At 74.0% G+C, this 21,874-nt stretch carries 22 protein-coding genes, 1 pseudogene and 1 riboswitch; of the genes and pseudogenes, 12 read left to right on the forward strand and 11 right to left on the reverse strand.

What is annotated here, in order from left to right; translation table 11 throughout:
- The first annotated feature begins 4 nt into the window (after positions 1–4).
- Both OG737_RS05605 and OG737_RS05610 read left to right on the forward strand, forming a co-directional pair.
- Positions 5–808: an SURF1 family protein gene (locus OG737_RS05605; protein WP_405921247.1), complete on the forward strand. Its 804-nt coding sequence runs from the start codon at positions 5–7 to the stop codon at positions 806–808.
- A 9-nt stretch (positions 809–817) separates the two neighbouring features.
- A complete protein-coding gene (locus OG737_RS05610; RefSeq protein WP_405921248.1) occupies positions 818–1,573 on the forward strand; it encodes an SDR family oxidoreductase in 756 nt (251 codons plus the stop codon).
- Positions 1,574–1,593: 20 nt separating this feature from the next.
- On the opposite strand, the gene amaP is transcribed toward OG737_RS05610, so the two are convergent.
- From amaP to OG737_RS05650, 8 genes are all read right to left on the reverse strand, one after another.
- Positions 1,594–2,160, reverse strand: coding sequence for an alkaline shock response membrane anchor protein AmaP (gene amaP / locus OG737_RS05615; protein ID WP_405921249.1), 567 nt, complete (start codon positions 2,158–2,160; stop codon positions 1,594–1,596).
- Complete coding sequence (locus OG737_RS05620; protein WP_405921250.1) at positions 2,157–2,732, reverse strand: DUF6286 domain-containing protein; 576 nt, start codon at positions 2,730–2,732, stop codon at positions 2,157–2,159. The genes amaP and OG737_RS05620 overlap by 4 nt, the downstream gene beginning before the upstream one ends.
- A complete protein-coding gene (locus OG737_RS05625) occupies positions 2,729–3,097 on the reverse strand; it encodes a hypothetical protein (protein WP_328925021.1) in 369 nt (122 codons plus the stop codon). The genes OG737_RS05620 and OG737_RS05625 overlap by 4 nt, the downstream gene beginning before the upstream one ends.
- Positions 3,098–3,104: 7 nt before the next feature.
- Complete coding sequence (locus OG737_RS05630) at positions 3,105–3,290, reverse strand: hypothetical protein (RefSeq protein ID WP_328925022.1); 186 nt, start codon at positions 3,288–3,290, stop codon at positions 3,105–3,107.
- A gap of 17 nt (positions 3,291–3,307) precedes the next feature.
- Positions 3,308–3,739, reverse strand: a complete 432-nt coding sequence (locus tag OG737_RS05635; RefSeq protein ID WP_328925023.1) for an Asp23/Gls24 family envelope stress response protein — start codon at positions 3,737–3,739, stop codon at positions 3,308–3,310.
- A 136-nt stretch (positions 3,740–3,875) separates the two neighbouring features.
- On the reverse strand, positions 3,876–4,655 hold the full coding sequence (locus tag OG737_RS05640; protein ID WP_328925024.1) for an enoyl-CoA hydratase/isomerase family protein: 780 nt from the start codon (positions 4,653–4,655) through the stop codon (positions 3,876–3,878).
- A 166-nt stretch (positions 4,656–4,821) separates the two neighbouring features.
- Positions 4,822–5,043: a helix-turn-helix domain-containing protein gene (locus tag OG737_RS05645; RefSeq protein WP_030010789.1), complete on the reverse strand. Its 222-nt coding sequence runs from the start codon at positions 5,041–5,043 to the stop codon at positions 4,822–4,824.
- Between the two features lie 335 nt (positions 5,044–5,378).
- Positions 5,379–6,977 (reverse strand): ABC-F family ATP-binding cassette domain-containing protein, encoded by a 1,599-nt coding sequence (locus OG737_RS05650; RefSeq protein WP_328925025.1) that lies wholly within the window; start codon positions 6,975–6,977, stop codon positions 5,379–5,381.
- A gap of 209 nt (positions 6,978–7,186) precedes the next feature.
- Between OG737_RS05650 and OG737_RS05655 the strand changes: the two are divergent.
- Together OG737_RS05655 and OG737_RS05660 are read left to right on the forward strand one after the other, a co-directional pair.
- Positions 7,187–7,474, forward strand: a pseudogene (locus OG737_RS05655) (neutral zinc metallopeptidase); the annotation flags it as partial.
- Positions 7,475–7,534: 60 nt separating this feature from the next.
- On the forward strand, positions 7,535–7,930 hold the full coding sequence (locus OG737_RS05660) for a VOC family protein (RefSeq protein ID WP_328925026.1): 396 nt from the start codon (positions 7,535–7,537) through the stop codon (positions 7,928–7,930).
- A gap of 34 nt (positions 7,931–7,964) precedes the next feature.
- On the opposite strand, the gene OG737_RS05665 is transcribed toward OG737_RS05660, so the two are convergent.
- Together OG737_RS05665 and OG737_RS05670 are read right to left on the reverse strand one after the other, a co-directional pair.
- The gene (locus OG737_RS05665) at positions 7,965–9,413 is read right to left on the reverse strand and encodes a hypothetical protein (protein WP_405680101.1); all 1,449 of its coding nucleotides are present in this window, start codon (positions 9,411–9,413) and stop codon (positions 7,965–7,967) included.
- 161 nt (positions 9,414–9,574) lie between these two features.
- The gene (locus OG737_RS05670; protein ID WP_405921251.1) at positions 9,575–10,705 is read right to left on the reverse strand and encodes an alpha/beta hydrolase family protein; all 1,131 of its coding nucleotides are present in this window, start codon (positions 10,703–10,705) and stop codon (positions 9,575–9,577) included.
- A 310-nt stretch (positions 10,706–11,015) separates the two neighbouring features.
- Here OG737_RS05670 and OG737_RS05675 point away from each other — a divergent pair, with 310 nt between their 5' ends.
- The 7 genes from OG737_RS05675 to OG737_RS05705 all read left to right on the forward strand — a co-directional run bounded on the left by OG737_RS05675 (position 11,016) and on the right by OG737_RS05705 (position 19,531).
- Entirely contained in the window at positions 11,016–12,296 is a 1,281-nt protein-coding gene (locus OG737_RS05675; protein WP_328925028.1) for an inorganic phosphate transporter, read from the forward strand.
- 25 nt (positions 12,297–12,321) lie between these two features.
- Positions 12,322–12,543 (forward strand): hypothetical protein, encoded by a 222-nt coding sequence (locus OG737_RS05680; RefSeq protein WP_328925029.1) that lies wholly within the window; start codon positions 12,322–12,324, stop codon positions 12,541–12,543.
- A 136-nt stretch (positions 12,544–12,679) separates the two neighbouring features.
- Positions 12,680–12,764, forward strand: a riboswitch (cobalamin riboswitch).
- A gap of 58 nt (positions 12,765–12,822) precedes the next feature.
- A complete protein-coding gene (locus tag OG737_RS05685) occupies positions 12,823–13,782 on the forward strand; it encodes a cobalamin biosynthesis protein (RefSeq protein WP_328925030.1) in 960 nt (319 codons plus the stop codon).
- Positions 13,779–15,299, forward strand: coding sequence for a cobyric acid synthase (locus OG737_RS05690; protein WP_328925031.1), 1,521 nt, complete (start codon positions 13,779–13,781; stop codon positions 15,297–15,299). The genes OG737_RS05685 and OG737_RS05690 overlap by 4 nt, the downstream gene beginning before the upstream one ends.
- 112 nt (positions 15,300–15,411) lie before the next feature.
- Entirely contained in the window at positions 15,412–17,556 is a 2,145-nt protein-coding gene (locus tag OG737_RS05695) for a putative cobaltochelatase (protein ID WP_405680098.1), read from the forward strand.
- Complete coding sequence (gene cobO, locus OG737_RS05700) at positions 17,556–18,155, forward strand: cob(I)yrinic acid a,c-diamide adenosyltransferase (RefSeq protein WP_388554216.1); 600 nt, start codon at positions 17,556–17,558, stop codon at positions 18,153–18,155. The genes OG737_RS05695 and cobO overlap by 1 nt, the downstream gene beginning before the upstream one ends.
- Positions 18,149–19,531 (forward strand): cobyrinate a,c-diamide synthase, encoded by a 1,383-nt coding sequence (locus OG737_RS05705; protein ID WP_328925034.1) that lies wholly within the window; start codon positions 18,149–18,151, stop codon positions 19,529–19,531. The genes cobO and OG737_RS05705 overlap by 7 nt, the downstream gene beginning before the upstream one ends.
- Before the next feature lie 2 nt (positions 19,532–19,533).
- Here OG737_RS05705 and OG737_RS05710 read toward each other — a convergent pair whose 3' ends face one another.
- Positions 19,534–20,259, reverse strand: a complete 726-nt coding sequence (locus tag OG737_RS05710; protein ID WP_328925035.1) for a ZIP family metal transporter — start codon at positions 20,257–20,259, stop codon at positions 19,534–19,536.
- 127 nt (positions 20,260–20,386) lie between these two features.
- Here OG737_RS05710 and cobC point away from each other — a divergent pair, with 127 nt between their 5' ends.
- Positions 20,387–21,811 carry an Rv2231c family pyridoxal phosphate-dependent protein CobC gene (cobC, locus tag OG737_RS05715; protein ID WP_405921252.1) on the forward strand — a complete coding sequence of 475 codons (1,425 nt, stop codon included), beginning with the start codon at positions 20,387–20,389 and terminating at the stop codon, positions 21,809–21,811.
- Positions 21,812–21,874: the final 63 nt, after the last annotated feature.

The following is a 21,874-nucleotide window of genomic DNA, read 5'->3' on the forward strand; positions in this document are numbered from 1 at the left end:
GGGCGTGTACCGCTTTGTGCTGACCCGGCAGTGGGTGTGCCTCACCCTCGTCACCCTCGCCCTCATCCCCGCGATGATCAAGCTGGGGTTCTGGCAGTTCCACCGCCATGAGCACCGGGTCGCCCAGAACGAGCTGATCGCCGCGAACCTGAGGGCGAAGCCGGCACCCGTGACCGAGGTCACCTCCCCGGGCCACCAGGTGCCCCGCGCGGACTTCTGGCGGACGGTCACCGCGACCGGTGCGTACGACTCCGCGCACGAGGTCGTCGTGCGGATGCGGACCTCGGCCGACGACAAGGTCGGCTTCCACGTCGTGACCCCGCTCGTCCTGGCCGACGGCCGGGTGGTGCTGGTGAACCGCGGCTGGGTGCCGGGCGGCGACGACCCCCGCGCGTACCCGCCGGTGCCGGCCGCGCCATCGGGCGAGGTCACCGTGACCGGCCGGCTGAAGGCCGACGAGACCAGCGGCGGCAGCGGCATCAAGGACCGCAAGGGCCTGCCGGACCGTCAGGTGATGCTGATCAACAGCGCGCAGCAGGCGGAGTACCTGGGCAGGCCCGTCCTCGGCGGCTACCTGGAACTCGACGGCCCGGCCCCCTCCGGCGGCAGCCCGGAGGCCGTCCCCGAGCCCGACCACGACTCGATCGGCCCCCACATGGCGTACGCCGTCCAGTGGTGGCTGTTCGCGGCCGCGGTGCCGGTGGGCTGGCTGGTCCTCGTACGGCGTGAGAAGCGCGAGCGCGAGGAGGAGGCCGCGGCGGCCGGCGAACCCGGAACCGGCGCGCAGCGGGAGCCGGCGACGGCGTAGCGTGTCGGCATGGATCTTGGACTGAAGGACCGTGTCTACATCGTCACCGGGGCCACGCGCGGCCTCGGCCTCGCCTCCGCCCGGGAACTGACCGCCGACGGCGCGAAGGTCGTTCTGACGGGCCGGGACGAGAAGCGGGCGGCCGACGCCGCCGCCTCGCTCGGCCCGAACGCGGTCGGTGTGGCGGCCGACAACTCCGACCCGGAAGCGGCCGGACGCCTCGTCGAGACCGCGCGCGAGCGCTTCGGACGCTTCGACGGCATCCTCATCAGCGTCGGCGGCCCGGCCCCGGGCCTCGCGGCGGACAACACCGACGAGCAGTGGTCCGCCGCCTTCGAGTCGGTCTTCCTCGGCGCGGTCCGCCTCGCGCGGGCGGCCGCCGCCGAGCTGGGCGAGGGCGGGGTCATCGGCTTCGTCCTGTCGGGCTCGGTGCACGAGCCGATCCCCGGCCTGACCATTTCCAACGGTCTGCGCCCGGGCCTGGCCGGCTTCGCCAAGTCCCTCTCGGTGGACCTCGGCCCGCGCGGGATCCGGGTCGTGGGCCTGCTCCCGGCGCGGATCGACACCGACCGCGTACGCGAGCTGGACGCGCTGTCCGGGGACGCGGCTGCGGCGCGGGCCGGGAACGAGTCCCGCATCCCGCTGCGGCGTTACGGCACCCCGGAGGAGTTCGGCCGCACGGCGGCGTTCCTGCTCTCCCCCGCGGCCTCGTACCTGACGGGCGTCATGGTGCCGGTCGACGGCGGTTCCCGGCACGGTTTCTGAGCCACCGTCTCCGACAGGGCCTACGTCACCCGCTGGGCCCGGTGCGACGTCACCTTCAGGCGGGCCTCCGTCGGCAGTCCGGCGAGGCCCGCCGAGGCGCGGGCGTGGGTCAGGACCGGGCCCGCGAGGGCGGCCAGGGCGTCGGCCGGGACCGCGTGGGGTTCGAGTTCCAGTGCGACCCGCAGCGCAGGCGCCCCCCGCCTGCCGCGCAGCGCGACCCGGCAGCGGGCGACCCCGTCCAGGGCGCCGGCCTCCGCGGCCACCGCCTCCTCCAGGGCGGGCCCCCGCAACACGGCGAACGCCCCGTCCCCGGTGTCGACGAACACGGCCCGCAGCCGGGAGCGCCTCAGCTGGGACAGCAGCCACCACAGCGCCAGCAGCACGCCCAGCACGAGGCCCGCGAGCACCACCCACCCCCACCAGCCCTCGGCGTGCCAGTACCGGCGCCGGGCCTCCTGCGTCAGCAGCGGGGCGTGCCGGCCGCCCAGGGGCCAGGACGCCGTGAGCACCGCGGCCCCGGCCGCCAGCAGGACCAGGCCGGCCACCGCCAGCAGGATCCGGTTCACCACCCCGAGCATCCCGCTCACCTCCTGACCCGTACGCGCGGCTGCGGCGGGTGTGCGAGGCCCAGTTCCCCGATGCCGACGGCGAGCACCGCGTCCAGGTCTGCCCGTACGTCGTCCAGCTCGCGGAAGTGCGAGGTGGCGCGTACCCCGATGTGGGAGCGGCCCACCCTGACCCGGACCGACCGCACTCCCGACACCTCCATCGCCCGGTCCCGCAGGACCTGCGCGGCGTCCTTGCGGCTGAGCCCGGCGCGTACCCCGGCGGCCGGATCCGGGGTGCGCATCGGGAGGATCCCGCGCCGCCCGGGAGCGAGCGCCAGCAGCAGGAGCACCGCCCCGGCGACGGCGAGGACTCCGCCGACCAGCAGTACGCCCGGGTCGGCCGGGGTGTGCCGGTCCAGCTGGTCGCCGAGCTCGCGGCGCCACTCCATCCCCGGCCGGCCGGACCGTACGGCGGCCAGGTCGTACAGGAACAGCCCCGCCACTGCCAGTACGGCGAGGGCGGTGAGCGCGGCGGGGACGCGGCGGGCGGAGCGGAACCGGTGCGCCCGGGGAGCGCGGGGGGCTTCGGGGGCCCGGTCGGAGTCCGTCACCGCAGCCGCCGGTCCCGCCCGGCGGTGGGCCGGGTGTGCGTGGAGTGCAGGTGCTCGATGTCGATGTCCACCTCGGGTACGGACATCGCCGCGTACTCCTCGACCCGCAGGGCGACCTGGCGGCGTACGGCCGCGCACTGGGCGGCCAGGTCGGAGGGGTAGTCGAGCTCCAGGCTCACCCGTACCCGGGCGATGTCGTGGTGCACGGTGACGATGGCGTGCGGGGGCTCCGCCTGTGCGGGCCGCGCGACGAGCGCCTCCCGGGCCGCCTGGGCGGCGATCTTGGCGACGACCCGGTCGGCGATACGGGTCGCACCCCGGTCGGCGGGCGCCACCCGGGGCGGGGTGGCCCGGGGGTTGCTCATCGGCGCCTCACCCGCGCCGGTCGTCGCGGCGGCGGAACAGGTCTCCGGGTTCCAGGTCCCCGTCGAGGAACCGGCCGGCGACGAAGCCGATGGCGCCGAGCGCCGCCACCAGCAGGAAGGCTCCGAAGCCGCCGAAATACCCGGCGAACGCCAGGGCCATGCCGGCGAACAGGCCGGCGACCGCCATGCTCATTGCGGGGCTCCTTTTCGCTACTGGAGCCGCGACTCCGGCTCCTCGTCGGGCTCATCGGGCAGCTTGACGTCGCTGACCGCGATGTTGACCTCGACGACCTCCAGGCTGGTCATCCGCTCGACCGCCGAGATGACGTTCTCACGGACCGCCCGTGCCACGTCCCGGATCGACACGCCGTAGTCGACGACGATCTCCAGGTCGAGGGCCGTCTGGACCTCGCCGACCTCGGCCTTCACGCCGCGGCTGACGGAGGCCTTCGCGCCGCCGGGGACCCGTTCGCGGACGGCGCCGAAGGTACGGGAGAGACCGCTGCCGCTGCCCATGGCGTGTACGCCGACCACCTCGCGGGCGGCCAGCCCGGCGATCTTCTCGACCACTCCGTCGGCGATGCTCGTGCGGCCCCGGTCGGCGGGCGCCTTGCCGGGGCCGCCCGATGTGGATTCGGTCATCGCATGTCCCTTCGCGCGTGCGGACTCCACTCCGCACCACGGTAAGCGCGCGAAGCCGCCACCGCCCCGGGACTACGCCGGTCGGCCTGAACCGGTGCCCGGGCCCCGCCCGGGCACCTTCCACCGCGGTGGGGAGTCAGTCGGACAGGCCCGCCAGGTCGCGCAGGCGACGGGCCTGGGCGGCGCGCTCGGCGGCGCGCTGGTCGTCGTACGGGCGCGACTGCGCGTCGCGCAGCAGCGCCTTGGTCTCGACGACGGCGTCCCGCGCGGGGGCGAGCAGCGCGGTGGTGAGGTCCTGGACGGCGGCGTCGAGCTCGTCCGCGGGCACCACGAGGTTGGCGAGGCCGACCCGCTCCGCCTCCTCGGCATGCACGAAGCGGCCCGTGGCGCAGATCTCCAGCGCGCGGGCGTATCCGACCAGCGAGGTGAGGGGCTGGGTGCCCGCCAGGTCCGGGACCAGGCCCAGGCTGGTCTCGCGCATGGCGAACTGCACGTCGTCCGCGACCACGCGCAGGTCGCACGCGAGCGCGAGCTGGAAGCCGGCGCCGATCGCGTGCCCCTGCACGGCGGCGACGGAGATGATGTCGTTACGCCGCCACCAGGTGAATGCCTCCTGGTACTCGGCGATGGTGGAATCGAGCAGTTCGTCCGAACCGCGTGCCAGATCGAGGAAGGACGGCTCGCCCTCGAAACCCTCGGGGGTGAACGCCTGCCGGTCGAGCCCGGCGGAGAAGGACTTGCCCTCACCGCGCAGCACGACGACCCGGACGGTGCCCGGCAACGACCTTCCGGCCTCCGCCAAAGCCCGCCAGAGCGCGGGGGATTGGGCGTTTCGCTTGGCCGGATTGGTCAGTGTCACCGTGGCGAGCGAGTCGTCGACGGTGAGTCGTACGCCGTCCTTGTCGAGCAGAGCCATCTGTATGCCTCCGGTGTGCAGTCGGCCGCGATCCGGCCTAAGTGACTGCACAGTAACCACCCGGCCGACCGGAAAGTCGACCGGGGGTCACCGAAGGAACCGTTTGACCATGCTGAAACCTTTGAAGCCTTGAAGCATTCAAACGTCGGAACCGATGGGACCAGGGTCAGGCCGTGGCGGCCTTCTTACCGCGCGTCGCGCCACCGCGACCGCGCAGCGAGACCCCGGACTCACTGAGCATCCGGTGGACGAATCCGTAGGACCGGCCGGTCTCTTCGGCCAGCGCCCGGATACTCGCACCGGAGTCGTACTTCTTCTTCAGGTCTGCCGCGAGCTTGTCGCGCGCGGCGCCGGTTACCCGGCTGCCCTTCTTCAGAGTCTCGGCCACCCGTGCCTCCTCATGGGAAGTGCGCTCTGGACTTCTCATGATCACCCCTCCCACGCTTCCTGGCCACCCATTCCGCAAGGTCGGTACGGCCGCATTTCTCGAAGGGTGGACACCCGAGCAGAACGGAATCTCCCCTTCCGCCACATGACCTCCGTCACACTTCGCGGCCCTCGCGGGGAATCGCCAGGTCAGGGGCGGGACGACGGAAGACGGACGGCCCCGGTCGCGCGCCCTCGGGGGCGCGGCCGGGGCCGTCGTACGACGCTGGGCGGTACGAGACCGTCTCACTCAGATGATGGATCACCCCTGAGCCGAATGATCCATAAGGAATTGGATCAGGCGAGGGCGACCAGGTCCCGGTAGTCCGGGCCCCACAGATCCTCGACGCCGTCCGGGAGCAGGATGATCCGCTCCGGCTCCAGCGCCTCGACCGCGCCCTCGTCGTGCGTGACGAGGATGACCGCGCCCTTGTACGTGCGCAGGGCGCCCAGGATCTCCTCGCGGCTGGCCGGGTCCAGGTTGTTCGTGGGCTCGTCGAGCAGCAGCACGTTCGCCGAGGAGACGACCAGCGTGGCCAGGGCCAGGCGGGTCTTCTCGCCGCCGGACAGCACCCCGGCGGGCTTGTCCACGTCGTCCCCGGAGAAGAGGAAGGAGCCCAGCGTCTTGCGCACGGCGACCAGGTCCAGGTCGGGCGCGGCGGAGCGCATGTTCTCCAGGACCGTGCGCTCGGGGTCCAGGGTCTCGTGCTCCTGGGCGTAGTAGCCGAGCTTGAGGCCGTGGCCCGGGGTGACCTCGCCGGTGTCCGGCTTCTCGGTGCCCGCGAGCAGCCGCAGCAGCGTCGTCTTGCCGGCGCCGTTGAGGCCGAGGATGACGACCCGGGAGCCCTTGTCGATGGCCAGGTCGACGTCGGTGAAGATCTCCAGCGAGCCGTAGGACTTCGAGAGGCCCTCAGCGGTCAGCGGGGTCTTGCCGCAGGGCGCCGGGTCCGGGAAGCGCAGCTTGGCGACCTTGTCGGAGACGCGGACGGCCTCCAGGCCGGACAGCAGCCGCTCGGCGCGCTTGGCCATGTTCTGCGCGGCGACGGTCTTGGTGGCCTTGGCGCGCATCTTGTCGGCCTGCGAGTTCAGGGCCGCGGCCTTCTTCTCCGCGTTCTGGCGCTCGCGCTTGCGGCGCTTCTCGTCGGCCTCGCGCTGCTGCTGGTAGAGCTTCCAGCCCATGTTGTAGACGTCGATCTGGGACCGGTTGGCGTCCAGGTAGAAGACCTTGTTGACGACGGTCTCGACCAGGTCGACGTCATGGGAGATCACGACGAAGCCGCCGCGGTAGTTCTTCAGGTAGTCCCGCAGCCAGACGATCGAGTCGGCGTCGAGGTGGTTCGTCGGCTCGTCGAGGAGCAGGGTGTCCGCGTCCGAGAACAGGATCCGGGCGAGTTCGACGCGGCGGCGCTGACCGCCGGAGAGGGTGTGCAGCGGCTGGCCGAGCACCCGGTCGGGGAGGCTGAGGGCGGCCGAGATCGTCGCGGCCTCCGACTCGGCGGCGTATCCGCCCTTGGTGAGGAACTCGGTCTCCTGGCGCTCGTACTGCTTGAGCGCCTTCTCGCGGGTGGCGCCGGAGCCGGTGGCGATGCGCTCCTCGTTCATCCGCATCTTCTTGATCAGGACGTCGAGACCGCGGGCGGACAGGATCCGGTCGCGGGCCAGGACCTCGAGGTCACCGGTGCGGGGGTCCTGCGGGAGGTAGCCGACCTCACCCGAGCGGGTGATGGAGCCGGCGGCGGGCTGGCCCTCGCCCGCGAGGCACTTGGTGAGGGTGGTCTTGCCGGCTCCGTTGCGGCCGACCAGGCCGATGCGGTCGCCCTTGGCGATGCGGAAGGAGGCGGACTCGATGAGGACGCGGGCGCCGGCGCGCAGCTCTACGCCGGTGGCGGTGATCACGGAAATACTCCAGGGCGGGGGGACGGCGGAAAGGGGGCAGGACGCGATGCTTCGACGCCGCTAATCCGCGAGGAGATTTGCCATGGGAGTCATTCTACCGGGGGTGCGCAACTACTTATCGGGGCGCCGGTCGGCCGGACCGCCCTCCGCCCCGTCCCCCGTTCGGCTCATGGACCGCACCGGCGGGCACGGGCACGTATCAGGATGAACGGGTCGAGCTGCAGGCCGACTGCTACGCCGGGGTGTGGGCGCGGGGCGCGACGCGGACCCCGGACGAGTCCACCGGCCGGCCGCTGATCACCCGCCTCACCGACGAGGACATCAGGGACGGACTGGACGCGGCGGCGGCGGCGGTCGGCGGCGACCGGATCCAGGAGAAGTTCCAGGGCCGGGTCACCCCGGAGACCTGGACCCACGGGTCGGCCGAGCAGCGCCGGCAGTGGTTCTACCAGGGCTACCGCACCGGCGACATGGCCCAGTGCAACACCTTCCACTGACTGCCAGTGGCGCCTGCCATGCTGTGACGTGGGTCACCGTCACGAGAGGGAGTGATCGTCATGGCAGGCGTTCCGTCCATCTGTCCCACGCTGGTCTACCGCGACGCGAAGGCGGCCATCAAGCTGCTGACCGAGGCCTTCGGCTTCAGCCAGGTCGCGGTGTACGAGGGTGAGAACGGCTCGGTGATGCACGCGGAGCTGGCCTACGGCAACGGGCTGGTGATGCTGGGCAGCAAGGGCACGGGCGGGGTCTTCGACAAGGCCATGGGCGACGCGGGGCCGGCGGGGGTCTATGTCGTGGTCGAGGACGTGGACGCCCACCACCGGCGGGCCGCCGAACACGGTGCGGAGATCCTGATGGAGCCCACCGACCAGGACTACGGCTCCCGCGACTACATGGCCCGGGACGGCGAGGGCAACATCTGGAGCTTCGGGACGTACGCGCCGCAGGTCTGAGGCCTGCGGCGGACACGTCCTCGCCCGTACGCGGCTACGCGCCGCCGGTGTGGACCTGGAAGGCGGCCCGGCGGACCGCCTTGGCCAGGGCCGGGTCGGGGTGGGCCGCCGCCAGCGCGACCAGGACCTGGACGGTGCGCGGGTGGCCGACCGCGCGGACCTCGTCCAGCAGGCGCGGGACGGTGGTGCGGACGGCCGAGTCGAGGTGGCGGGCGAGCAGGTCGGCCTCGCCGTGGTCGGCGATCGCCGCCGCGGTGTCCACCCAGAGCCAGGTCGACTCCTCGGCGGTGAGGACGTCCTGCGCCTCGTCGGGGTCGACCCCGTCGTGCTCGGCGAGCCAGAGCAGGGCGTAGGGGCGCAGGGCTGGCTCGCGCACGGCGGCGCGCACCTCGGGTTCGGCGGGGGCGCCGACCACGCGCAGCGCCTCGAAGGCGAGGCCCCGCAGCAGGGCGTCCTCGCCGCGGGCGGCGTGCAGGAGCTCGGCCACGGCGTGGCGGACGGGCCGCGCGGCGAGCCAGGCCTGGTACTCGGCGCGGGCCGGGCCGGGGGTGAGCCGGGCGCAGCCGTGCAGCATGGCGGCGGCGGACTGCTCGATGTTCCCGGCGGGGCTCTGCGCGGCGACGCAGATCTGCTCCAGCTTGACCCAGACCGCCCAGCTGCCGAGCGGGGTGAGCGCGGCCTGCGCGGGGCCGAGGGTGACGGCGTCCACGGCCGCGAGTCCGCCGAGCGCCCAGCGCAGCAGCCGGGCGAGCGGGACGGGCGGCGCGGGGACCGGGGGCTGCGCGTCGGTGGTCTGCGCGTCCGTGGTCTGCGCCTCCGCCGGGTCCTGCGGGGCGTCGTAGGGGACCTCGCAGCGCTCGTCGCGCAGTTCGGTGACGCGCTGCCCGAGCAGGTCGAGGAGATCGGGGACGGTCACCGGGCCGGCGGACAGCTGGAGGAGGGAGAGGAGTTGGGGCATCGCCTCGACGACCTCGGCGACGGCCGCGGGGGCGATGTCGGCGGGGGCGGGGTGGACGAGGGACCACGCGTCGAAGAGGGCGACCCAGCCGCGCAGTACGGCGGTGTCGTCGCGGTCCCAGGCGCGCAGCCGCCAGCCGGGCCGGGCGTGGCCGCCGTGGACCTCGACGAGGCCGGCGAGCCGGGCCCGGTCCCAGCCGACCCTGATCTGGCCGTGCGTCAGTTTCAGCTCCGCCGCGGCGCGTTCGACGTCGGCGGCGGGCAGGGCGCCCGCGGGGGCGGGCCGTCCACCGTCCCCTGCGCCGAGGTGGAGTTCGGCCCAGCGGGTCAGGCGTACGGCATCGGCGAGCGAGGCCCGGGCCCGGTTCGCGAGGTCGGCCGTGGCGGGCGTACCCGCCGGAGGCCTCGTGGCGGGCCGGGTGCGCCGGTCCGTCACCGCTTTGCGGGCCGTGGCCACGGAACGCTGGGAGACGAGTCGGAGTCTGGAGTCGCGAGCCAACTGCTCATCAGGCTTTCGGGACGTCACGGAAGCAGTCTCGCCCGTCACCGGCCGAAAGCCCAAACGGAACCCTCCGTTACCACGGCGCGCCGGGGTGCAGACCAGGGCAAGTCACCCGGAGGGCACTCGCCGCCCCATCCCTTTCGCATGACAGGACCTCACCTCGGGCCGCCTCAGGGCGTCTCCGCTCACATCAGGGGGGTGAGGAAGCGGCGCAGGGCCTCCTCGTACCCGGCCGGGTCGGCGTTCCACATCGCCCCGTGGCCGGCCTGGCGCACGGTGTGCAGGGTGACGAGGTCGGGGCGGGCGTCGGCGAGCCGGCGGGAGGGAGCCCAGGGGGCGAGCGTGTCGTCCGGGCCGTGGAAGATCAGTACGGGAACGCGCAGGGCGCCGGGGTCCGAGCCGGGCGCCCGGTGGTCGGCGCGCAGTCCCGCGCGGCCCTCGGCGGCCCGGACCGCGAGCGGGAGCACCGCGGCCGGGGTGCCGCGCGCGACGGCGAGCGCGCGCAGGGTGGTGTGCCAGTCGAGTACGGGCGAATCCAGCACCAGCCCGGCGATCCGGTCGGCGAGCGCCGAGCGCTCGGCGGCGCGCAGGGCCATGGTGGCGCCGGTGGACCAGCCGTGCAGGACCACGCGCCGGGCGCCGTAGCGCAGGGCGTAGCGGATGGCGGCGTCCAGGTCGCGCCACTCCGATTCACCGAGGTGGCCCAGGCCGTCCGGAGGGGCGGGGGCGCCCAGATCGCCGCGGTAGGCGAGGTCCAGGACGGGCAGCCGGTACCGGTGCAGGAACGGCATGACGGCCATCGGGTGCTCCCGGCTGCTGCCGAGCCCGTGCACGGTGATCACCCAGGTGTCGCGGATCCCGGGCACGAACCAGGCGGGCAGGGGGCCGAGCTCGCCGGGGACGTCCACGTCGGCGTGGTCGAGCCCGAGGGCGGTGCGCGGGTTCCCGAGGTGGACCTGGGGGGTGAGGGCGACCCGGGTGCCGGGGCGGAGGCTGCCGTGGGTGACGGCGAGCAGCCGGCGTACGACCGTGTCCGGGTCGCGCGCGGCGTCCGGGAGGAGGGGTCCGACGACTGCGTGCACCCCCGGGGCGTCGAGTCCGTACGTACCGGGGCGCAGGGAGCCCAGCGAGCGGGTCAGCGTGACCCGGCCGTCGGATACGGAGTGGACGCTCAGGCGCGGTCCGCCGGGCAGTGGACGCCCGGGCTCGGGCCGCAGTGCCGCGTCGGCGGCATACCGGCCGGCCGCCACCGCGGCCGCGCCGGCGCCCAGGAGGGTCGTGGTGACGGCCACTGCCGTCGCTGTCGCGGTACGCACCGCTCCAGTGTCGAGGCGCGGGCTCCGGCGGGCCACCGGAGCAGATCGTTCCGGCCGCCGCCCCGGCAGCGTGATCTAGGTCTCTTTCCGGGGCCCGGCGGGGTGGGCCACCGCGCCGGAAGCCCCCGGCGGAGCGGTCCGTTCACCCCGCTTTGACGTGCATTAATCGATATATGTACGACGGAATCGGGGCGAATGGCCTGATCACACGCTGCGCCAGGACACCCATCCGCCCGAGTCAGTTCATCTTCCGTTCACTCAGGTTGCCTACGGTCGCCGAACCACTGACGTCAAACAGAAGCCTGGGTAAATGGAGCACATAACGCTTCTCCTCGGGATCGTGATCATTACCGCTCTCGTGTTCGACTTCACGAACGGTTTCCACGACACGGCCAACGCGATGGCCACCACCATCTCGACCGGCGCCCTCAAGCCCAAGACGGCGGTGGCCATGTCCGCCGTGCTCAACCTCGTCGGCGCGTTCATGTCCGTGGAGGTCGCCAAGACGATCTCCAAGGGCCTGATCAACGAGGAGGGCATCCAGCCGGAAGTGATCTTCGCCGCCCTGGTCGGCGCGATCCTCTGGAACCTGGTCACCTGGCTGGTCGGACTCCCCTCCAGCTCCTCCCACGCCCTGATGGGCGGCCTGATCGGTGCCGCGGTCGCCTCCGCCGGCATCGGCGCGGTCAACGGCAGCGTCGTCGTCACCAAGGTGCTGATCCCCGCGATCGCCGCTCCGATCGTGGCCGGTGTGGCCGCGATGCTGGCCGCCAAGGTCACGTACAAGCTCGGCAACAAGGTCGGCGAGAAGACCTCCACCAAGGGCTATCGCGCCGGGCAGATCGCCTCGGCGAGCCTCGTCTCCCTCGCGCACGGCACCAACGACGCGCAGAAGACGATGGGCATCATCACCCTGGCGCTCATCGCGGGCGGTGCGCTGGAGTCCGGCGCGAACCCGCCGGTCTGGGTCATCGTCTCCGCCGGCATGGCCATCGCGATGGGCACCTACCTGGGCGGCTGGCGCATCATCCGCACCATGGGCAGCGGCCTGACCGACCTGCACCCGCAGCAGGGCTTCGCCGCCCAGACCTCGGCCGCCAGCGTCATCCTGGCCTCCTCCTCCCTCGGCTTCTCCCTCTCCACCACCCACGCGTGCTCCGGCGCCGTCATGGGTGCGGGTCTGGGACGCAAGGGCGGCGTGGTCCGCTGGTCCACCGCCACCCGCATGTTCATCGCCTGGGGCCTGACCCTGCCGGCCGCGGCCCTGGTCTCCGCGGGTGCCGAGCTGGTCATGCGCTCCGGTGACGTCGGTGTCGCCGCCGTCGCGCTCTTCCTGGTCGCCTCCTGCGTCGCCATCTGGCTCATCTCCCGCCGCCAGGTCGTCGACCACCACAACGTCAACGACGCGGCGCCGGCCGGCGCCGAGGAGCCGGGTGTCGTCACCACGGCCATGGCCGCCGTCACCGTCCCGCCGACGGTCTCCGCCGCGGCCGGTACGACCGCCGCGGTGACGGACGAGGACCTGAAGTCCACCATCCCGGCCGCGACGCCGGCCCCGACGACCGCGCCGTCTCCGGCCGCCGCGGTCTGACCGAGACACACAGAGGAACGGCAGTATGAAGATCGACTGGGAAGCACTCGGCTCCGTCTTCGGGGTCAGCCTCTCCGCCACCGTCGCCCTCGTGGCCCTGTTCACCCTGGGCCTGGTGGGTCTGTCCAAGCACGAGGCGGCCACCGAGCAGGGCGGCACCGCCACCCTGGCCCGCAGCGGTGCGTACGCCTGCTTCGCGCTCGTCACGGCGGCCGTGGGGTACGGGATCTACCTGATCGTCGCCTGAGGCGCGGACACCACGTGTGAAGGCTCCCTCCGGGTTTCCCCCGGGGGGAGCTTTCGTATGCCCGGCGCAGGTCAACGGCGAGTTGACGGGCGTTCTCGGCGCGTGGTGGACTGCCCGGGCCAATACGGCGGCATGGAGAGGAAGTCCGGTGCGAATCCGGCGCGGTCCCGCCACTGTCACCGGGGGCACTCGACCGAGTGCGACCCGGGAGCCAGGAACTCTCGCCGCCGGACACGTCGAACCAGGGCGCGGACCCTGAGTGAGGACATACCTGCCACCATGCGTGCCGATCGCGTTTTCGCGTACGGCGCCACGGCGGGCCTGATCGGCGACCGGATCCTCGGTGATCCGCGCCGAGGGCACCCCGTGGCCGCCTTCGGACGAGCCGCCGCCGCTGTCGAGCGCGCCCTGTGGCGCGACGACCGCGCCCGGGGCATCCTGCACACCTTGGTGTGCGCCGGGGGCGCGGCCGCCGTCGGCGCGCTGGGCGCACGCGCCGTGCGCTCCCGGCCCGCGGCCGCCCGTATCGCCCTGACCGCCGCCGCCACCTGGGCCGTCGTCGGCGGCACCTCGCTCGGCCGGGAGGCCCGCGCCATCGGCGGCGCACTCGCCGCCGGGGACGCCGAGGTGGCCCGCGAGCGGCTGCCGCACCTGTGCGGGCGCGACCCGCACTCCCTGGACGAGCAGCAGATGGCCCGCGCAGTCGTGGAGTCGGTCGCGGAGAACACCTCCGACGCGGTGGTCGGCGCCCTGGTCTGGGGCGCGGTCGCCGGGGTCCCGGGGCTGCTGGCCTTCCGCGCCGTGAACACCCTGGACGCGATGGTCGGCCACAAGTCGCCCCGCTACCTGCGCTACGGCTGGGCCTCCGCCCGGCTCGACGACGTGGCGGGCTGGCCCGGGGCCCGGCTGACCGCGCTGGCGGCCGTCCTCGCGGGCCCGGACCGCCGGGGGGCGGCCCGGGCCTGGCGAGCGGACGCCGCCAAGCACCCGAGCCCGAACGCCGGTCCCGTGGAGGCCTCCTTCGCTGGGGCGCTCGGGGTACGTCTCGGCGGGACCCTCGCGTACGGGGGGCGGGTCGAGCACCGGGCGGTCCTGAACGGCGGGGAGGGGCGGCCGGTGGAGGTCGCGGACATCGAGCGGGCGGTCCGGCTGTCGCGGCAGGTGACCTGGCTGACGCTGGGCGCGTGCGTCGCGGCCCGGCTGCTGGTATCTCGTACATCACGGAGGGGGCGCGCATGAGCGGCGCGAAGCGCGGCGGCGGACTGCTCGTCGCGGGCACCACGTCGGACGCCGGCAAGAGCGTGGTCACGGCGGGCATCTGCCGGTGGCTGGCCCGCCAGGGCGTGAAGGTGGCGCCCTTCAAGGCGCAGAACATGTCGCTGAACTCCTTCGTCACGCGGGAGGGCGCCGAGATCGGGCGCGCCCAGGCCATGCAGGCCCAGGCGGCCCGCGTGGAGCCGACCGCGCTGATGAACCCGGTGCTCCTCAAGCCGGGCGGCGACCGCAGCAGCCAGGTCGTGCTGCTGGGCAAGCCCGTGGGCGAGATGAGCGCACGCGGCTACCACGGCGGGAGGCAGGAGCAGCTTCTCGGCATCGTCACGGACTGCCTGGAGCAGCTGCGGGGCACGTATGACGCCGTGATCTGCGAGGGGGCGGGGAGTCCGGCCGAGATCAATCTGCGCCGGACCGACATCGTGAACATGGGCATCGCGCGAGCCGCGCGGTTCCCGGTGGTCGTGGTCGGGGACATCGACCGGGGCGGGGTCTTCGCGTCCTTCTTCGGCACGACGGCGCTGCTGTCGCCCGAGGACCAGTCGCTGATCGCCGGGTACCTGGTCAACAAGTTCCGCGGGGACGTCTCGCTGCTGGAGCCCGGCATGGAGATGCTGCGCGGTCTGACCGGCCGCGCCACGTACGGGGTGCTGCCCTTCCAGCACGGGCTCGGCATCGACGAGGAGGACGGCCTGCGCGTCTCGCTGCGGGGCGCGGTACGGGAGTCCGTGGTGGCCCCGCCGGTCGGTGAGGACGTGCTGCGGGTCGCGGTGTGCGCGGTGCCGCTGATGTCGAACTTCACGGACGTCGACGCGCTCGCGGCGGAGCCGGGGGTCGTGGTCCGGTTCGTGGACCGGGCCGAGGAGCTGGCCGACGCGGACCTGGTCGTCGTACCCGGGACGCGCGGGACGGTGAAGGCCCTCGCCTGGCTGCGCGAGCGCGGGCTGGCCGACGCCCTGGTCCGGCGGGCTGCCGAGGGCCGGCCGGTGCTCGGCATCTGCGGCGGTTTCCAGGTGCTCGGCGAGCACATCGAGGACGAGGTCGAATCGCGGGCGGGAGCGGTGGACGGCCTCGGGCTGCTGCCCGTGCGCATCCGCTTCGAGCCGGAGAAGACCCTGGCGCGGCCGGTGGGTTCGGCGCTCGGCGAGCCGGTCGAGGGGTACGAGATCCACCACGGGGTCGCGGAGGTCCTGGGCGGGGAGCCCTTCCTGGACGGCTGCCGGGTCGGGGCCGTCTGGGGCACGCACTGGCACGGCTCGCTGGAGTCGGACGGCTTCCGCCGGGCGTTCCTGCGGGAGGTGGCTTCGGCCGCGGGGCGCCGGTTCGTACCGGCCGCGGACACCTCGTTCTCCGCCCTGCGGGAGGAGCAGCTGGACCTGCTCGGCGACTTGATCGCGGAGCACGCCGACACGGATGCCCTGCTGCGGCTGATCGAGGCCGGCGCCCCGGCGAGCCTGCCCTTCCTCCCCCCTGGCGCGCCGTGACGGGCCGGGCCCTGCGGGGCTGTTCCCCTGCCCTTCCCTTTCCGGAACCGGGCCTCCGGATCCGGCCGCGTACGGCAACGGTCCGCACCACCCTCGAAGGAGTGAGCAACGCATGAGCACGCCCTATCCGTTCACCGCAGTGGTCGGCCAGACCGACCTGCGGCTGGCGCTCCTGCTCAACGCCGTGAGCCCGGCGGTCGGCGGCGTGCTGGTGCGCGGCGAGAAGGGCACCGCCAAGTCCACCGCCGTGCGCGCGCTGTCCGCGCTGCTGCCGCAGGTGGACGTGGTCTCCGGCTGCCGGTTCTCGTGCGCGCCGGCCGCGCCCGACCCGGCCTGCCCGGACGGCCCGCACGAGCCCGGCCCGGGCGCTGCCCGGCCCGCCCGCATGGTGGAGCTGCCCGTCGGCGCCTCGGAGGACCGCCTCGTCGGCGCGCTCGACATCGAACGGGCCCTGGCGGAAGGCGTGAAGGCCTTCGAGCCCGGCCTGCTCGCCGACGCGCACCGCGGGATCCTGTACGTCGACGAGGTCAACCTCCTCCACGACCACCTGATCGACCTGCTGCTGGACGCCGCCGCTATGGGTGCCTCGTACGTCGAGCGCGAGGGCGTGTCCGTCCGGCACGCCGCCCGCTTCCTGCTCGTCGGCACGATGAACCCCGAGGAGGGCGAGCTGCGGCCGCAGCTCCTCGACCGGTTCGGGCTGACCGTCGAGGTCGCCGCCTCCCGCGAGCCCGCCCAGCGGGTGGAGGTCGTACGCCGTCGGCTCGCCTACGAGGACGACCCGGCCGGCTTCGCGACCCGCTGGGCCGGTGACGAACACGAGGTCCGCGCCCGGGTGGTGGCGGCGCGGGCGCTGCTCCCGCAGGTGGTGCTCGGCGACAACGCGCTGCTCCAGATCGCGGCGACCTGCGCCGGGTTCGAGGTCGACGGCATGCGGGCCGACATCGTGATGGCCCGGACCGCGACGGCGCTGGCCGCCTGGGCGGGCCGGACCACCGTGCTGAAGGAGGACGTGCGGCGGGCCGCGCTGCTGGCCCTCCCCCACCGGCGGCGGCGCAACCCGTTCGACGCGCCGGGCCTGGACGAGGACAAGCTGGACGAGATCCTGGACCGGTTCGAGGACGAGGAGCCGCAGGAGCCCGACCCGGACCCGGACACCGAGCCCGAGGGCCCGGACGACGACGGCGGCGGCCCCGACGGGGGCGGCGGGGTACCCCCGCAGGGCAATGGCCCCCAGGCGTCCGACGCCCCGCCGGAGCCGGAGCCGGAGCCGGACCCGGGGTCGGAGCCGGAGTCCGCGCAGAGCGCGCCCACGGACGCCCCCGAGGCCCCGCAGCCCTCCGCCCGGGAAGCCGGCGGGCCCGAACAGGCCGCCGTACGGGCCGCCGAGCCGTTCCGGACCAAGATGCTGAGCGTGCCGGGGCTCGGCGAGGGCGCTGCCGGGCGGCGTTCGCGCGCCCGCACCGCCCACGGCCGGACCACCGGGGCCCAGCGCCCCCGGGGCCAGCTGACCAAGCTGCACCTGGCGGCCACCGTGCACGCGGCCGCCCCGCACCAGAAGGCGCGCGGGCGCAGCGGGCCCGGCCTGGTGATCCGCAAGGACGACCTGCGCCAGGCCACGCGGGAGGGCCGCGAGGGCAACCTCGTCCTCTTCGTCGTCGACGCCTCCGGCTCGATGGCCGCCCGGCAGCGCATGAGCGCGGTCAAGGGCGCCGTGCTGTCGCTGCTCCTGGACGCCTACCAGCGCCGGGACAAGGTCGGCCTGATCACCTTCCGGGGGGCGAGCGCCGAACTGGCGCTGCCGCCCACCTCCTCGGTGGACGCGGCCGCGGCCCGGCTGGAGCAGCTGCCGACCGGTGGCCGCACCCCGCTGGCCGCCGGCCTGCTGAAGGCCCACGAGGTGCTGCGGATCGAACGGCTGCGGGATCCGAGCAGGCGCCCGCTGCTCGTGGTCGTCACCGACGGGCGGGCCACCTCGGCCGGCAGCGCGGCCGGCGACCCGCGGGAGCTCGCGGGGCGCAGTGCCCGGCTGCTGCAGGCCGGGGGCGTCGCGTCCGTCGTCGTCGACTGCGAGTCGGGGCCTGTCCGGCTGGGGCTGGCCGGGGTACTGGCCACCGATCTCGGCGGGCCCGCCGTCACGCTCGACGGGCTGCGGGCCGACTCGCTGGCCGGGCTCGTGAAGCACGTTCGTACCGCGGTGTCATCTCCCGCATCTTCCGCATCTCCCGCACCGCACACCAACAGGAGGGCCGCGTAATGCCGCAGGGACAGCCGACCGTCGTTCCGGACGACGGGCTCACGACGCGCCAGCGCCGCAACCGCCCGCTCGTCTTCGTCCACACCGGCCCCGGCAAGGGCAAGTCGACGGCGGCCTTCGGGCTGGCGCTGCGCGCCTGGAACCAGGGCTGGCCGATCGGGGTGTTCCAGTTCGTCAAGTCGGCGAAGTGGAAGGTCGGCGAGGAGAACGCGCTCAAGGTGCTCGGCGCCTCCGGCGAGGGCGGCTCCGTCGTCTGGCACAAGATGGGCGAGGGCTGGTCCTGGGTCCAGCGGGACGCGCAGCTCGACAACGAGCAGGCGGCCAAGGAGGGCTGGGAGCAGGTCAAGCGCGATCTGGCCGCCGAGACGCACAAGCTGTACGTTCTCGACGAGTTCGCGTACCCGATGCACTGGGGCTGGATCGACGTCGACGAGGTCATCGAGGTGCTGCGCACCCGTCCCGGCACCCAGCACGTGGTGATCACGGGGCGCAACGCACCGGAGAAGCTGCTGGAGTTCGCGGATCTCGTCACCGAGATGACCAAGGTCAAGCACCCGATGGACGCCGGCCAGAAGGGCCAGAAGGGCATCGAGTGGTGACTTCGTCCAACGTTCCCCGGCTGGTCATCGCCGCGCCGTCGTCCGGCAGCGGCAAGACCACCGTCGCCACGGGCCTGATGGCGGCCTTCTCGGAGCGCGGCCTCGCCGTGTCCCCGCACAAGGCCGGGCCGGACTACATCGATCCGGGCTACCACGCGCTGGCCACCGGCCGCCCGGGGCGCAACCTCGACGCCTTCATGTGCGGGCCGGAGCTCGTCGCTCCGCTGTTCGCGCACGGGGCGGCCGGGTGCGACCTCGCCGTGGTCGAGGGCGTGATGGGCCTGTACGACGGGGCCGCGGGGCGGGGTGAGCTGGCGTCGACGGCGCAGGTCGCGAAGTTGCTGCGGGCGCCGGTGGTACTGGTCGTCGACGCCTCGTCGCAGTCGCGGTCGGTGGCGGCGCTGGTGCACGGATTCGCCTCCTTCGACCCGCAGGTGCGGCTCGGAGGCGTGATCTTGAACAAGGTCGGCTCCGACCGGCACGAGGCGATGCTGCGGGAGGCGCTGGAGGAGGCGGGGATGCCGGTGCTCGGCGTCCTGCGCCGGGCTCCGCAGGTGGCCGCGCCGTCGCGGCACCTGGGGCTGGTCCCGGTCGCGGAGCGGCGCGCGGATGCGCTGGCCGCCGTGGCGGCGCTGGCGGACCAGGTGCGCCAGGGCTGCGACCTGGACGCGCTGATGGCTCTGGCCCGTACGGCCCCGCCGTTGTCCGCCGACGCGTGGTCTGCGTCGCAGGCGCTCGAGGCGCAGAGTCCGGCGCTGAGCCCCGGTCCACGGCCGGTGGTCGCCGTCGCGGGCGGGGCCGCGTTCACGTTCTCGTACGCCGAGCACGCGGAGCTGCTCACCGCCGCGGGAGCGGAGGTCGTCACCTTCGATCCGCTCCGGGACGAGGCGCTGCCCGAGGGAACCACCGGCCTGGTGATCGGCGGCGGTTTCCCCGAGGTGTACGCGCCCGAGCTGTCGGCCAACGAGCCGCTCCGCAAGGCCGTGGCCCACTTCGCCGCACAAGGCGGCCCCGTGGCCGCCGAGTGCGCCGGGCTGCTGTACCTCGCGCGGTCCCTGGACGGGAAGCCCATGTGCGGGGTGCTCGACGCCGACGCCCGGATGTCGGAGCGCCTGACCCTCGGCTACCGCGAGGCGGTTGCGGTGTCCGACAGCGCGCTCGCGCCCGCCGGCACCCGGCTGCGCGGCCACGAGTTCCACCGGACGGTGATAGAGCCGGGCGCGGGAGCCGCGCCTGCGTGGGGGTTCACGCACCCGGAACGCCGCGTCGAGGGCTTCGTACAGCAGGGCGTGCACGCCAGCTACCTGCACACGCACTGGGCGGCGCAGCCGTCCGTGGCCCGCCGGTTCGCAGAAGCCGCGGGCCACGGACGGTGAACTCAGTTCGCGATCCCCACCACGAGCCAGATCCCGGCCACCCCGCCCAGCGTGCACATCAGCGTGGACAGGGCGGGGTGTTCGTGGTGCGCCTCGGGCAGGATCTCGGCGGCCGCCAGGTACAGCAGGACGCCGCCGAAGAAGCCGAGGTAGGCGCCGAGCGGTTCCTCCGGAAGAGTGAACAGCACAGTGGACGCCGCACCCACGACGGGGGCCGCGGCGTCCGCGAAGAGCATCATCAGGGCCTTGCGGCGGTCGTTGCCGTAGAGACTGGTGAGCGTGTACGTGTTGAACCCGTCGGCGAAGTCGTGGGTGATGACGGCCAGTGCCACGGCCACCCCCATCCCCCCGCCGACCTGGAAGGCCGCGCCCAGGGCCACGCCGTCGGCGAGGCTGTGGCCGACCATCGCGGCGGCCGCGGTGAGCCCGACCTGAGGGGCGCGGGCGCCGTCGTCCCCGCCGTGCGCGGCCTGGCGTACGGCGAGGAGCCGTTCCACGACGTGCGCCACCAGGAATCCGCCCACGAAGAGCAGCAGGGCGAGCGGGACGCCGAACACCTCCGTGCCCGCCGCGTGCAGGGCCTCCGGGAGCAGGTCGAGGCCGACGACGCCGAGCATCAGGCCGCCCGCCAGGCCCAGTACGAGGTGGCGGCGGTCGGTGACGCGCTGCGCCGTCCATCCGCCCGCCAGGGTCATCAGGAACGCGCCCAGTGCCACGATCACGGCCATGTGCCCCTGCATACCGATTCCCCGCCCCGCGCGCACTTCCGCCCGCGCGTCGCGGGTGGCGGACTGTTGACGACTGACCGGCGGCGGTGAGGTACCGGTGACGGTGACTACGGAGGGAGGACACCCGGTGGGCGAGTACGCGACGCAGCTGGTGGTCGGGGTCGGCGGACGCGCGGGGGTTTCCGTGGCGGAGGTCTGTGCCCTGGTCGAGGAGACGCTTCGGGGGGCCGGACTGGCCACGGCGTCGGTGACGGCGCTGGCCACGGTGGACTCGAAGGCGGGCGAGGCGGGGATAGCGGGCGCGGCGGAACGTTTCGGCGTGCCCCTCATCGCGTACTCCGCCGCCTACCTGGCCGAGATCCCCGTACCGAACCCCTCGGACGCGGCGCGCACCGCCGCCGGGACCCCCTCGGTGGCGGAGGCCGCGGCGCTCGCGAGCGGCGGTGAACTCCTCGTACCCAAGCGGCGGTCGGTGGCCGCGACCTGCGCGGTGGCCACGGCGCAGGCGCACGACCTGCGCCACCACGGCGACGCGGAGGTGATGGACGCGGGCTCCGACCTGGTGGACCTCGCGGTCAACGTACGGGCGGACACGCCCCCGGAGTGGCTCAAGCAGCGGATCGCCGCCTCCCTCGGGGATCTCGCCGCCTACCCCGACGGCCGGGCCGCCCGCGCGGCGGTGGCGGCCCGGCACGGGCTGCCGGTCGAGCGGGTGCTCCTGACGGCCGGGGCGGCGGAGGCCTTCGTGCTGATCGCCCGGGCCCTGGGCGCCGTACGGCCGGTCGTGGTGCATCCGCAGTTCACCGAGCCGGAGGCGGCGCTGCGGGACGCGGGGCACCGGGTGGAGCGGGTGGTGCTGCGGGCGGCGGACGGGTTCCGGCTGGACCCGGAGGCGGTGCCCGAGGACGCGGACCTGGTGGTGGTCGGCAACCCGACCAACCCGACGTCGGTCCTGCACCCGGCGCGGACGCTGGCCGCGCTGGCCCGGCCGGGCCGGATCCTGGTGGTGGACGAGGCGTTCATGGACGCCGTCCCGGGCGAACGGGAGGCCCTGGCCGGGCGGATGGACGTCCCCGGGCTCGTGGTGCTGCGGAGCCTGACGAAGACCTGGGGCCTGGCGGGGCTGCGGATCGGCTACGTACTGGCCGAGCCGCAGGTGATCGCGAAGCTGGCGGCCGCCCAGCCGCTGTGGCCGGTGTCCACGCCGGCGCTGGTGGCGGCCGAGGCCTGCGTGACTCCGGCGGCGCTGGCCGAGGCGGAGGAGGTGGCGCGGCGGATCGCGGTGGACCGGGCCCATCTGCTGGCCGGGCTCGCGGAGTTCGACGAGGTCACTGTGGCGGGGGTGGCGCAGGGGCCGTTCGTCCTGATCCAGGTGGCGGACGGGGCGCAGGTACGCACGAGGCTGCGCGCCCTCGGCTTCGCCGTCCGCCGCGGGGACACCTTCCCGGGGCTGGACCGCTCCTGGCTCCGGCTGGCGGTCCGCGACCGGGCGACGACGGGCCGGCTCCTCCAGGCCCTGGACCACGCCCTGACGCTGGCCGCCACCAGCTGACCCGCTCGTCCGCCGGGCGGGCTGCGGTCGCCGTCCACCGGATGGCCTGCCTACGATGGCCAC

This window comes from Streptomyces sp. NBC_00122, from assembly GCF_045160845.1.
Classification (GTDB): domain Bacteria; phylum Actinomycetota; class Actinomycetes; order Streptomycetales; family Streptomycetaceae; genus Streptomyces.

Bases quoted from the DNA above. Each gene is read 5' to 3' on its own strand.
- OG737_RS05625 (WP_328925021.1), bottom strand. From the start codon at position 3,097: ATGAGCAACCCCCGGGCCACCCCGCCCCGGGTGGCGCCCGCCGACCGG.
- OG737_RS05675 (WP_328925028.1), top strand. From the start codon at position 11,016: ATGGAGCACATAACGCTTCTCCTCGGGATCGTGATCATTACCGCTCTC.
- OG737_RS05690 (WP_328925031.1), top strand. From the start codon at position 13,779: ATGAGCGGCGCGAAGCGCGGCGGCGGACTGCTCGTCGCGGGCACCACG.
- OG737_RS05680 (WP_328925029.1), top strand. From the start codon at position 12,322: ATGAAGATCGACTGGGAAGCACTCGGCTCCGTCTTCGGGGTCAGCCTC.
- OG737_RS05635 (WP_328925023.1), bottom strand. From the start codon at position 3,739: ATGACCGAATCCACATCGGGCGGCCCCGGCAAGGCGCCCGCCGACCGG.
- OG737_RS05695 (WP_405680098.1), top strand. From the start codon at position 15,412: ATGAGCACGCCCTATCCGTTCACCGCAGTGGTCGGCCAGACCGACCTG.
- OG737_RS05685 (WP_328925030.1), top strand. From the start codon at position 12,823: ATGCGTGCCGATCGCGTTTTCGCGTACGGCGCCACGGCGGGCCTGATC.
- OG737_RS05710 (WP_328925035.1), bottom strand. From the start codon at position 20,259: ATGGCCGTGATCGTGGCACTGGGCGCGTTCCTGATGACCCTGGCGGGC.
- OG737_RS05660 (WP_328925026.1), top strand. From the start codon at position 7,535: ATGGCAGGCGTTCCGTCCATCTGTCCCACGCTGGTCTACCGCGACGCG.
- OG737_RS05630 (WP_328925022.1), bottom strand. From the start codon at position 3,290: ATGAGCATGGCGGTCGCCGGCCTGTTCGCCGGCATGGCCCTGGCGTTC.
- OG737_RS05640 (WP_328925024.1), bottom strand. From the start codon at position 4,655: ATGGCTCTGCTCGACAAGGACGGCGTACGACTCACCGTCGACGACTCG.
- cobO (WP_388554216.1), top strand. From the start codon at position 17,556: ATGCCGCAGGGACAGCCGACCGTCGTTCCGGACGACGGGCTCACGACG.
- OG737_RS05610 (WP_405921248.1), top strand. From the start codon at position 818: ATGGATCTTGGACTGAAGGACCGTGTCTACATCGTCACCGGGGCCACG.